The sequence below is a fragment of the Delftia sp. ZNC0008 genome, assembly GCF_000799035.1.
Classification (GTDB): Bacteria; Pseudomonadota; Gammaproteobacteria; order Burkholderiales; family Burkholderiaceae_C; genus Comamonas; species Comamonas tsuruhatensis.
Genome location: NZ_JTKZ01000894.1, coordinates 21702 through 33143, shown reverse-complemented (window position 1 = coordinate 33143; position 11442 = coordinate 21702). Strand labels below are relative to the sequence as shown.

Genomic DNA, 11442 nt, shown 5'->3' with positions numbered 1-11442 from the left:
CCGCGGGGGGCCGGCGCCGCGGCGCCTGGGGGGCGGGGCATTGCGGGTGCAGGAGGTGGTGGAGGTGCCGACGCCACGGCGGTGTCGTCGCCGGAGGCATCACGCAGGCGCTCGCTGATCAGCGCCTCCAGCGGGTCCACGGCCTTGGCCGGGTACAGGTCGAACACCAGCCGGTGCTTGTAGGCCGCCACCGGCTGCAGGGTGAAGACCTGGGGCTTGGCGGGCTGCTTGAGATCGATCACCAGGCGCACCACGCTGGGCGAGTTCTGGCCCACGCGGATGGATGCGATGTTGGGGTCGTCGGAGCGCACCTTGGCGACCAGCTCGCGCAGCGCGGGATTGAGGTCGATGCCTTCGATGTCCACGGCCAGCCGAGGCGGCTGGTCCACGAAGAACTGCTTGGCAGCCAGCGGCCGGTCGGACTCGATGGTCACGCGCGTGTACTCTGGCGCAGGCCAGACGCGCACGGCCACGATGGTGGCGCCGTGCGCAATGTGCTGGCGGCCCAGCAGCAGCACGATGGAGCCCGCCTGCAGCAGGTTGCGGCGCGACAGGCCGGACGGATAGGAGAAGGGTTGGGCGTCGCTCATGCCTTGAGTGCTTGGATCACGGCGCGGCCGACGGGCGTGCCGGCGATCAGGCTCACCTGGCGCTGCGTCTCGTCGATTGCTTCGATATGAATAGCTATATCTGCCGCAGGCGTAAGCGCTGCGGCCTTTTCGGGCCATTCTGCCAGCTTGAGACCGGGGCTGGCGAAAATATCGCGAAATCCTGCATCCTCCCACTCGCGCGGATCGTCGAAGCGGTAGAAGTCGAAATGCCAGATGGACAGGCCCGGCGCCTCATGCGGCTCCACCACGGCATAGGTGGGGCTTTTGATGCGGCCCTGCACGCCCAGTGCGCGCAGCCAGTGCCGCACCAGCGTGGTCTTGCCGGCGCCCAGGTCGCCGTGCAGCGTGACGTAGGCATTGCGCAGCGCCGGATGGTCCGCGAGCTGCTGCGCAAACCGCTGCGTGTCTTCCTCGCTGCTCCATATCCAGCGATGGCCCGCAGTTTCCGCATCCTGCGGCCGGGCGCTTTCTACAATCGAGGGAGTATGTTGTGCAGCAGTCAATTGGTTCCTTTGATGCAAGGCTGGGCCCGCGAACTGGGATTTTCCCAAATTGGCGTGGCTGGCGTGGATTTGTCGTCTGCGGAGCCGGGTTTGATGCAGTGGCTGGCCCAGGGGTTCCATGGCGAGATGGACTATATGCAGGCCCACGGACTGCGCCGCGCGCGGCCTGCCGAGCTGGTGCCAGGCACCGTGAGCGTGATCACGGCCCGCATGGACTACCTGCCGCGCGACACGCCCGCCGACGCGCCCGGCGCCTGGCAGGCCATGGAGTGGGAGAGGCTGCAGCGGCCCGCCGAGGGCATCGTCTCCGTCTATGCCCGGGGCCGTGACTACCACAAGGTGCTGCGCAACCGGCTGCAGAAGCTGGCAGAGCGCATCGCCCAGGAGGTCGGCCCCTTCGGCCACCGCGCCTTCACCGATTCCGCTCCCGTGCTGGAGGCCGAGCTGGCCCGGCGCAGCGGCCAGGGCTGGCGTGGCAAGCACACGCTGGTGCTCAACCGCGAGGCAGGCTCCATGTTCTTCCTGGGCGAGATCTATGTGGATCTGGCGCTGGAGCCCACGGCGCCGGTGACCGCGCACTGCGGCAGTTGCGCAGCCTGCATCACGGCCTGCCCCACGGGCGCCATCGTGGCGCCGCACAGGGTGGACGCGCGGCGCTGCATCTCCTATCTGACCATCGAGCACGCGGGCGCCATTCCCGAGGAGCTGCGGCCGCTGATGGCCAATCGCATCTATGGCTGCGACGACTGCCAGCTGGCCTGCCCCTGGAACAAGTTCGCCCAGCCCAGCCGCCTGCCTGACTTCGATGCGCGCGAGGCCCTGTCCGGCGGGCAGCTGGTGCACTTCTTTGCCTGGGACGAGCCGACCTTTCTGCGCCTGACCGAAGGCAGTCCCATCCGGCGCATAGGCCATGCGCGCTGGCTGCGCAATGTGGCCGTGGCGCTGGGCAATGCCTGGCGTGAAACCGGCAACGCGGCATTGCAGCAGGCGCTGGCCAGCCGCGCCGAACATCCGGACGCCCTGGTGCGCGAGCACGTGGCCTGGGCGCTGTCGCAAAGATCGGATTGAGCTGATAAGACCAGGGCGCTTGTGTGTGAAACAATTGTTGCGCTCTGTCGGAGTGCCCCCCGGCGGCCTGTTGCGGGCCACTGCCCTTGAAGGCGCGGGGCCTGTGTGACTCAACATGATGTTTGATATGCGCGCAAAGCCTCCCCGCAGCCTGTCCCGCCTGCTGAACGCAGAACCGCTGACCCAGACCACTGTGGCCGTCTGGGTGGGCCTGTGCTGCGTGCTGCTGGCCACGGTGGCGTACTGGACGGTGCTGGTGGACAGCCACCGCACGCAGCGCAGCTTTACCGAGTCCCAGTCCTGGCTGCGGGTGGGGCAAATGTCGCATGCGGTGTCGGTGCAGGTGCAGACCCTGCTGTCCGGCCTGGACTACACCATGCGCGGGCTGGAGTCCGACTTTGCCGATGGCGATGTCGACGGGTTCCGGCGTGCCGTGCAGACCACGTTCGACGCCTACCCGGCCGGCACCTTCCTGCAGATCGCCGTGGCCGACGAGAACGGGGACATCGTGTATTCCAACCTCCAGCAGGAGGTGCAGACGCGGGCTGCCAAGGTCTCCATCCGGGACCGCGAGCATTTCCAGGTGCATGCCAACCGCGAGAACATGGGCATGTTCATCGGCCGCCCCGTACAGGGGCGTGTCTCCCACAAATGGACCATACAGCTGAGCCGCGCGCTGTACCGCCAGGGGCAGTTCTCGGGCGTGCTGGTGCTGTCGCTGTCGCCCGAATACATCTCGCGCTATTTCCAGTCCATCTTCGATGGCGCCAACGACGTCATCCTGCTGCTGCGCACCGATGGAGCCTACCTGGCGCGCTCGCAGGGGCAGGAGCAGGTGATGGGCCGCTCGGTCTCCGATGTGCGCGTGGCGCGGTTCGCACCGGCCCTGGAGCGCGGCACCTACGAGGCCGAATCGTCCGTCGATGGCGTGCAGCGCATGTATGCCTGGAGCCGGGTGGAGGGCTATCCGCTGATCGTCAGTGCAGGGCTGGACAAGGAAGCCATCTTCGAGTCGCTGGAGGCATCGCTGGAGCGCGGCCTGCTGCGCAACGGCATAGGCACGGCCGTGCTGCTGCTGGGCATGCTGCTGACGCTGTGGCTGGCGCGCCAGCGCCAGCTCAGCGAGCGCATGCGGCTGCAGGGTGAGCGGCGCTTTGCGCGGCTGGCGCAGGAGGTGCCGGGCGGGCTGTTCCAGTTCCGCATAGGCGCGGATGGACAGTTCCGGTTCCCTTTCACCAGCCCCGGATTCTTCGAACTGCATGGCGCCAAGGCCGATGCCGCCCGGTTTGCCGACCATGAACTGCTCAAGCGGGTCCACCCCGAGGATTTGCCGGCCCTGGCGGCCTCGGTGCAGGCCAGCGTGGGCAGCAAGGGTGTCTGGGAGCACAAGTACCGCGTCTACGGCCCTGCAGGCGAGCTGCGCTGGCTGCATGGTCACGCCCGGCCGCAGCAGGAGGAAGACGGCTCCCTGCTGTGGCATGGCTATGTGCACGATGTGACGCAGGACCAGGCCATGCAGGAATCCATACGCCACAGCGAGGAACGCCTGCGCCTGACCGTGGGCGCCGTGCGCGACGGCCTGTGGCAGTGGGACTGCCGCAGCGGCCATGTGGAATGGGATGCCCGCTGCTACCAGATGCTGGGCTTCGAGGCCGCGCAGTTCCCCATGAACTATGACGCCTTCTGCGCGATGGTCCATCCCTCGGACAGGGCGCGGATGCTGGCGCGGCTGCAGCGCCATGCCGAGGCCGGGGCCGATTTCCGCGTGGAGATGCGGCTGCGTAGCTCGGCCGACAGCTGGCTGTGGGTGGAGTCGCGCGGCGAAATCACCCAGCGCGATGCCGACGGCAAGCCCGTGCGCATGCTGGGCACGCACACCGACATACAGCAGCGCGTGGAGCAGTCCCGGCTCATCAAGGCCTTGCTGGACCGGGGAAGCGCCCTGATCGTCATGGCCGGTCCCCAGCGCGAAATCCTCTATGCCAACGAGCGCGCGGTGCAGACCTTCGAGATCGAGACAGACCGGCTGCCCGGCGGCGTGAACTTTCGCTCCCTGCATGTCAGCGACGAGAGCTCCGAGCGCTTCGGCCAGCTCTACGGACAGCTCAACGCACGCGGCACGGTGCGCACGGAGTGGATTTTGCGCATGCCTTCGGGCTCGGGCCACTGGTTCGACATGCAGGGCTCGCTGCTGGACCCCGACGAGGACGACGGCCGCGTCATCTGGACCATGATCGATACCGACGCGCGCCGGCGCGCCGAGACCGCGTTGGCCGAGACCCAGCACCGGCTGGAGGCCATCATCGACCGCTTTCCCGCCGGCATTCTGGTCACCGACGCCCAGGGCCGCCAGGTGCTGGCCGCCAACCGCATGCTGGCGGCCGCGCTGCGGCTGGACATGGCGCCTGCCGCCCTGGTGGGGCTGGGCATGCCGGCGCTGATCCAGCTGCTGCCGCCTTCGGTGGCTGGCGTGCTCAGCGCGGGGCCCGTGGCTGGCCGGTCCCTGCATGCGCTGCCCGACGACCACTATGTGGAGATCGAGGGCATGCAGCTGCGCGACGGTGATCGCTCCATCGGCCACTGCTGGGTCTTCCACGATGCGACGGAGAGGCAGCAGCGCGAATCCCAGCTGGAAACGCTGGCGCTGACCGATGCGCTGACGGGCATTCCCAACCGCCGCGCCTTCCTGGAGCGGCTGGCGATGGAGCTGGACCATCTGCGCAGCGGCCTGGTCGCGCATTCCACGCTGATCATGCTGGACATAGACCACTTCAAGCAGGTGAACGACGGCTACGGCCATGCGGTGGGCGATATCGTGCTCAAGGAGCTGCTGGCCTCGGTGGCGCAGGAAATGCGCAAGGAAGACATGGTGGGCCGGCTGGGCGGCGAGGAGTTTGCCGTGCTGCTGTCCGACACCGATGCCGAGGTGGGCCTGCGCCGCGCCGAAAGCCTGCGCGAAACCGTTGCCGCGCGCGCCATCGATGCGGGCCTGGCCGGCGACCTGCGCATCACCATCAGCCTGGGCGTGTACGAGCTGCAGCGCAGCGATGCCTCGGCCCAGGGCTGCCTGGAGCGTGCCGACGCCGCGCTGTACTACTCCAAGCGCAACGGCCGCAACCAGTCCACGCTGTGGAGCGAGCGGCTGCCTGCCATCGCGCGGTGATCCGGGCCGCTTCGGCGCAACGGCCTAGGAATTCATCCCGGTCGACTGCCGATTTTCAGAATGGTCCAATGGCCTGATGGCGCCGGAATCCCGAAAATCCAGGGTTCATGCTGCCGCGTGGCCCTGTCGTCGGTCCGTCTGCCCGAGTCCCCGGGGCGCGATCGACTTCCCCGCACAGCCCCTCACAAAAACAGGCCGCGCGCTGCGCGCCGGGCGAGGAATGTATGACATACAACCGGTGGTCCACGATGCATGTCGCCCCCCTGGGGCGAGCGCAATTCTGGAGCGATGCCAGCCGTGAGGCGCAGATGCCGCACACGCCCCTGGTGGCGCGGCCCGAGCGCTTCGAGGCCGTGCTCACATCGCGTGGCGTGGGCGCGGTGGTGTTCAACCGCATCCAGATGGCGGCGGGCCACGGTATGCAGCGCCTGCAGGCGGGTTGCCAGCGCGCGAGCCCGGCCAGCCTGCTGTGCCTGCTCTACCTCAAGGGTCGCGCCCGGGTGTCTGCGCTCGATGGGCCGGGCGCGGCGGTTGCGGGCGGCGAGTCGCATGCGCAGCCCGGCCAACTGTTCCTGTTGGACGAGCGGTGCGGCTACCGCATCTGGCAGGACGAAGCCGTGGACCTGCTCGTGCTGGCCGTGCCGCTGGCGCTGATCGATTCGTGCGCAGGCATGGCTTCGCAACTGCTGGCACGCAGCCTGCCTGACTGCGCGTCGTTGCAGCTGCTCGTCCAGCAGATGCAACTGATCCATGCATGGCAGGCGCCCCTGCCCGAGGGCGAGTCCGCGCAGCTGTCCGATCTGGTCATCAACACCTTGAAGACCGTGCTGCAGGCCGGGGCCGAAAGGGCTGCAGCCCGGCCTGACGCGCCCATGCACGTGCTGTTGTGCCGGGTGCGCCAATTGATCGCCCGCCAATATCCGGACCCGGCGCTGGGGCCGGAGCGCGTGGCATCGAGGCTGGGACTTTCCGTGCGCTCGCTGCAATCGCGGCTGTCGCGCGAAGGCACCAGCCTCAGCGCCGAACTCATGGACTATCGACTGGAGCGCGCCCATGCGCTGCTGCGCGCAGCGAAGCCGGGAACGCTGGGCGTCACGGAAATCTCGCAGCGCTGCGGCTTCAACTCGCTCGCGCATTTTTCCCGGCGCTTCAGGGCACGCTACGGCAGCACGCCGCTGGAGCTGCTGCGTGAGCCGGGGGCGGAGGGCATGGGGCCGTCCACCTGGCACGGGGACGGGGCGGGCACCTAGACAGGGCTTGCGGCGCCTCGGTCAGCGTGGCGTGCGCAGATCAGGCTGAGGATTTCGAACAGCATCTGCGCGCCCGCATGGGCGGTGTTGGTGGTGGCGTCGTAGGCGGGCGAGACCTCGACCACGTCACCGCCCACGATGTGGATGCCGGCCAGGCCGCGTACCATGGCCTGGGCTTCGCGCACCGTCAGGCCTCCCACCTCGGGCGTGCCCGTGCCGGGCGCAAAGGCCGGGTCCAGGCAGTCGACGTCGAAGGAGACGTAGACGGGCGCATCGCCCACCACCTCGCGTGCGCGGGCAATGACGCCGTCCACGCCCAGCGCGGGAAGGTCCTCTGCGTGGATCACCGTCATGCCCGACTCGTAGGAGAACTCCCAGAGATATTCGGCCGCGCCGCGTATGCCGATCTGGATGGTCCGCGTGGGGTCGAGCACGCCATCCAGCACGGCCTGGCGAAAGGGGCCGCCGTGGTGGAAGCGGCTGCCGTCGAAGGGGCCGCCAGTATCGCAGTGGGCATCGAAGTGGACCAGGGCCAGTGGCCGGTCGCGGCCCAGCGCGCGCAGTATGGGCAGGGTGATGGAGTGGTCTCCGCCCGCAGACAGCGGAATCACGCCGGCCGCATGGATCTTCGCGAAGGCCGACTCTATGTCGCGGTGCGACTGCTCCAGGCTGTAGCGGCTGGACAGCGGCACGTCGCCGATGTCCGCCACGCGCAGCTCGCGCGTGGGCGCGGATCTGAGTACATGGTTGTAGGGGCCCACGCGCTCTATCGAGCGCAGCGCCCTGGGCCCGAAGCGGCAGCCGCTGCGGTTGCTGATGCCCAGGTCCATGGGCACGCCGATCAGCGCGGCCTGCAGTTCGCCGAAGTCCGGGCGGCTCCAGTCCATGGGGTGCATGGGGGCATCCAGCAGCGTGGGAATGCCTGCGTAGGGTGCGCTGCGCGTGCCGCTGGCGTCGATGATGTGGGCGGCCACGGTGCGGAAATGCGGATCGTGGATGACGGACTCGTTGTCTCCGCCGAAGCGCGCACGCAGCGCGGCCAGCCTGTCTGCAGTAAAGAGGGTCATGGGTGTCCCTTGGTTCAGGATTGGATGCCCGACAGGGAGCGCTGCTGCGAGCGCTGCGCCAGGCTGATGAGGATGAAACTGGCCGTGCTCATGGCCAGGCTGGCGTAGATCGGCGTGTTGGCGGCCAATCCGTCGCGGACCATGAAGACCACTGCCGTGGCGCAGCCCAGCAGCATGCTGGCAATGGCGCCCGCCGTGGTGGCCCGGCGCCAGTAGATGGCGCCGATCAGCGGCACCAGCATGCCGCCCACGAGCAGGTTGTAGGCGGTGGTCAGGGCATTGAGCACGTCGTCCACCACCAGGGCGATGCCGAGCACGGCAAGGCCCACCAGCAGCGTCAGCAGCCGGTGCCAGCGCACATCGGCCAGCGGCTTGCCTTGCCGCAGCAGGGGCACGAGGTCTTCGGCCAGCACGGTGGAGCCCGCCAGCATGGCCGCGCTGGCGGTGGACATCATGGCGGCCAGCGCGGCAGCGATCACCAGGCCGCGGACGCCGTCCGGCAGGCTGGCCTGCACGATGGCGGCAAAGGCGTTGTTGGGGTTGTCCAGTTCCGGCAGCAGCACCCGCGCCGCCATGCCCACCAGGGCGCCGACCAGCCCGTAGACCACGCAGTACAGGCCGGCGAGGCTGCCCGCCACGGCGGCCACGCGTTCGCTGCGGGCCGTGAACACGCGCTGCCACACGTCCTGGCCGATCATGATTCCGAAGAAATAGATGACGAAGTAGGTGGCGATGGTGTCCCAGCCGATGTGTGTGACATCGAAGCTGGACGCAGGCAGCCGTGCAACCAGCTGGTCCCAGCCGCCCACGCGGTACAGGCAGATGGGCAGCAGGATCAGCATCAGGCCCGCGGTCTTGATCACGAACTGCACGATGTCCGTCAGCGTCAGCGACCACATGCCGCCCACGGCCGAGTAGATGACCACGACGCCACCGCCCACCAGGATGGAGATCCACAGAGGCAGGTCGAACAGCACCTGCATCACGGTGCCGATGGCGATCACCGACGTGGCCGCCAGCATCAGCGCATAGGCCAGCATCACCAGTGCGCTGGCCTGTTGGGTGCGGGCGCTGTAGCGCCGCTCCAGCACCTGGGTCACGGTGCAGATGCGCAGCCTGAGCAGGGGCTTGGCCAGGAACAGGTTCAGCACCAGCAGGCCCGCACCCAGAGCCGCGCACAACCACAAGCCCGAGATGCCGTACACGTAGCCCAGGCGTACCGTGCCCACCGTGCTGGCCCCGCCGATCACCGTGGCAGCCATGGTGCCCATGTACAGGCCCGGCCCGAGGTTGCGGCCCGCCACGAGAAAATCCTCCTGCGTCTTCGCGCGGCGCATGCCGTACCAGCCCAGCAGCAGCATGGCTGCCGCGTAGATCACTACCACCGAGATATCAAGCACCATGGTCTCTCTCCCCTTTTTGTTCCGACCCCGTGTGCAGGGTCCTTCTGAAACAGCGGTATTCACGCAAGTGAATGTCACGGACCGCCCCTCTTGTTCTGCGCTGGCGGCGTGCTCCGGTGAACCGAAGCGCGCCGCAACAGCCGTGAATGCTAGACAGCAGCCGGGCTTGCATCCATTTCAAGTTCCATCTACAAACATCGATGAACATCGATCTTTGCTGAGTGAAAACCCCATGCTCCATACCGTTTCAGATCTCGACCTGCGGCTGCTGCGCGTTTTTCTGGCCATCGTCGACGCGGGCGGTGTATCGGCTGCGCAGGCCATTCTTGGCGTGGGGCAGTCCACGCTCAGCAGCCAGCTGTCCACGCTGGAGACACGCCTGGGGTTCAGCCTGTGCGAGCGCGGGCGCGGCGGCTTTCGCCTGACGGCCAAGGGCCGGCGCTTCGTCGACCTGGCCCGCGCTGCGCTGCAGGGCCTGGAAGGATTCAGCGCGCAGGCGCGCAACATGCACCGGCAGCTGGTCGGCAGCCTGGCCATCGGCCTGATCGGCAATGCACCCACGGAATACAACGCGTTGATGGGGCGGGCCATACAGCGCTTTCGCCAGCGCGACGAGGCCGTGCGGCTGTCGGTGCTGGTGCGCGGGCCGCGCGAGCTGGAGGAAATGCTGCTGCGCGATGAGCTGCAGGTCGCCGTGGGCTATTTCCTGCACCGCGCCCCGGCGCTGGAATACACGCGGCTGTTCAGCGAAAGGCAGGTGGCCTATTGCAGCGCCAGCCATCCCTTTGCCGCGCGCGCGGGCCGCATCGGCGCGCAGGAGGCGGGCGAAGCCGACTGGACCTGGCGCACCTATCCGCTGCCGCAGGCGCCGCTGACGGGGCGCCCGCGCCATGTCACCTCGGAGGCGGACAACATGGAGGCGGCCGCCATCCTCATCCTGTCAGGTGCCCACCTGGGCTACCTGCCCGAGCACTACGCGGCGCCCTATGTGGCTGCCGGCCTGCTGCATGCGCTGGACGAATCCCTCTTCAGCTATGACGTGGACATCACCCTGGTGGCCAGGAAGCGCGCACGCCAGGACGACATCACGGCCGCCTTCACGGACGACATGCGTGCCGTGCTGTAGGGGAGCCGCGGCCCAGCGGCATCAGAACTGCAGCAGGCTCAGCGCAAACGGCAGGCTGAGCACGCCCAGCAGCGTGGACAGCGTGACCAGCCCCGCAACATATGAGCCGTTGTAGCCCATGCGCGCGGCCAGCACATAGCACGACGATGCGGTGGGCAGGGCCGAGAAGGCCATGAGGATCAGGGCCTGCGCACCGCTGAGGCCAAATGCCCGCACCATGGCATAGGCGATCAGCGGCTGCACCAGATGCCGCACGGCCAGCAGGCACACGGCCAGCAGCTTGCCGGCGGCCAGCGCGCCGAACTGCATGCCGGCGCCGGCCGACATCAGGCCCAGCGCGATGGAGGCTGCGCCTATGCGGGAGATCGAAGGCTCGATCAGCGCGGGCAGCTTCAGCCCCAGCGCGCTGAACACCAGGCCCGACAGCGTGCCCACGATCAGCGGATTGCGCACCAGTTGCCCCAGGAAATGCTGGTTGCTGCCGCGCGCCATGGGCCAGACGGCCGCGATATTGCACAGCGGCACGCTCACGCCGATCAGCACCGAGACGAACAGCAGGCCCTCAGGCCCCGCCAGCCGGCTGGCCAGCGCCAGGCCGATGAAGGAGTTGAAGCGAAACGCCACCTGCACGGCGCCGGCATGCTCGCGCACATCGATGCGGCCGCGCAGGCCCGGCCACCAGGGCAGGCTGTAGGCCAGGCCGATGCCGACCAGGGCCGCACACACGCCAGCGGCCAGCAAGTGGGAGGTGGCACCCCAGTCCACCGGGCTCTTGACGATGGAGTGGAACAGCAGCACGGGGAACAGCAGGTAGTACACCAGCGCCTCCACCGCCTGCCAGACCGTGCGGTTGAGCTGTGTGAAACGGCACAGCACGTAGCCAAGCACGATGAGCGAAAAATCGGGGAAGAGCAGCACGGCGTAGTTCACGGGGGCTGAGCATAAGCGCAACCCCGCAGTCGCCGCGTCTCCCGAGAAACCATGGCGCGAGGCTAGGGGTAAACACCGGGAAATCAGTGCTGCGACAAACTGTGACAACCGGGCCCCGGGCCTTAGCATCGCTGGGGTCCACACAGCCGATCCGAAAGCGCAGGTCCTGACGACCGTCAAGCGCGCAGCGGGCTCCAGGCCCCAACATGGCTGTTCCGTGGCAGCGTTTGCGAGCCTTCATTTCGCAGACCATCCATCCGCAGGCACGGCCTTGCGGATGTCCATGAAAACCTCTTCGTCAACACGACCCCCAAAAGGAGA

Annotated in this window: 9 protein-coding genes; 4 read left to right on the top strand and 5 right to left on the bottom strand. The window is 68.0% G+C overall.

Annotated elements, in window-relative coordinates:
• Both L995_RS29055 and tsaE read right to left on the bottom strand, forming a co-directional pair.
• Nucleotides 1-590 (bottom strand): AMIN domain-containing protein (locus tag L995_RS29055; protein ID WP_047474877.1); only part of this gene is annotated, 590 nt, incomplete at its 3' end.
• Nucleotides 587-1114 (bottom strand): tRNA (adenosine(37)-N6)-threonylcarbamoyltransferase complex ATPase subunit type 1 TsaE, encoded by a 528-nt coding sequence (tsaE, locus tag L995_RS29050; RefSeq protein ID WP_047474875.1) that lies wholly within the window; start codon nt 1112-1114, stop codon nt 587-589. The genes L995_RS29055 and tsaE, both read right to left, overlap by 4 nt.
• A gap of 12 nt (nt 1115-1126) precedes the next feature.
• Here tsaE and queG point away from each other — a divergent pair, with 12 nt between their 5' ends.
• From queG to L995_RS29035, 3 genes are all read left to right on the top strand, one after another.
• The gene (queG, locus tag L995_RS29045; protein WP_047474873.1) at nt 1127-2182 is read left to right on the top strand and encodes a tRNA epoxyqueuosine(34) reductase QueG; all 1056 of its coding nucleotides are present in this window, start codon (nt 1127-1129) and stop codon (nt 2180-2182) included.
• A gap of 115 nt (nt 2183-2297) precedes the next feature.
• Nucleotides 2298-5345, top strand: coding sequence for a diguanylate cyclase (locus tag L995_RS29040; RefSeq protein WP_047474870.1), 3048 nt, complete (start codon nt 2298-2300; stop codon nt 5343-5345).
• A 248-nt stretch (nt 5346-5593) separates the two neighbouring features.
• Nucleotides 5594-6595 (top strand): helix-turn-helix transcriptional regulator, encoded by a 1002-nt coding sequence (locus L995_RS29035; protein ID WP_074921003.1) that lies wholly within the window; start codon nt 5594-5596, stop codon nt 6593-6595.
• Here the strand turns inward: L995_RS29035 and speB are convergent.
• Both speB and L995_RS29025 read right to left on the bottom strand, forming a co-directional pair.
• The gene (gene speB, locus L995_RS29030) at nt 6592-7662 is read right to left on the bottom strand and encodes an agmatinase (protein WP_047474867.1); all 1071 of its coding nucleotides are present in this window, start codon (nt 7660-7662) and stop codon (nt 6592-6594) included. The two genes, L995_RS29035 and speB, sit on opposite strands and share 4 nt — an antisense overlap.
• A 14-nt stretch (nt 7663-7676) precedes the next feature.
• Nucleotides 7677-9065, bottom strand: a complete 1389-nt coding sequence (locus L995_RS29025; protein WP_046240921.1) for a sodium:solute symporter — start codon at nt 9063-9065, stop codon at nt 7677-7679.
• 232 nt (nt 9066-9297) lie between these two features.
• Between L995_RS29025 and L995_RS29020 the strand changes: the two genes are divergently transcribed.
• Nucleotides 9298-10191 carry a LysR family transcriptional regulator gene (locus L995_RS29020; protein ID WP_047474865.1) on the top strand — a complete coding sequence of 298 codons (894 nt, stop codon included), beginning with the start codon at nt 9298-9300 and terminating at the stop codon, nt 10189-10191.
• A 21-nt stretch (nt 10192-10212) separates the two neighbouring features.
• On the opposite strand, the gene L995_RS29015 is transcribed toward L995_RS29020, so the two are convergent.
• Complete coding sequence (locus L995_RS29015) at nt 10213-11121, bottom strand: AEC family transporter (RefSeq protein WP_047474864.1); 909 nt, start codon at nt 11119-11121, stop codon at nt 10213-10215.
• Nucleotides 11122-11442: the final 321 nt, after the last annotated feature.

Bases quoted from the DNA above. Each gene is read 5' to 3' on its own strand.
- queG (WP_047474873.1), top strand. From the start codon at position 1,127: ATGCAAGGCTGGGCCCGCGAACTGGGATTTTCCCAAATTGGCGTGGCT.
- L995_RS29040 (WP_047474870.1), top strand. From the start codon at position 2,298: ATGATGTTTGATATGCGCGCAAAGCCTCCCCGCAGCCTGTCCCGCCTG.
- L995_RS29035 (WP_074921003.1), top strand. From the start codon at position 5,594: ATGCATGTCGCCCCCCTGGGGCGAGCGCAATTCTGGAGCGATGCCAGC.
- speB (WP_047474867.1), bottom strand. From the start codon at position 7,662: ATGACCCTCTTTACTGCAGACAGGCTGGCCGCGCTGCGTGCGCGCTTC.
- L995_RS29025 (WP_046240921.1), bottom strand. From the start codon at position 9,065: ATGGTGCTTGATATCTCGGTGGTAGTGATCTACGCGGCAGCCATGCTG.
- L995_RS29020 (WP_047474865.1), top strand. From the start codon at position 9,298: ATGCTCCATACCGTTTCAGATCTCGACCTGCGGCTGCTGCGCGTTTTT.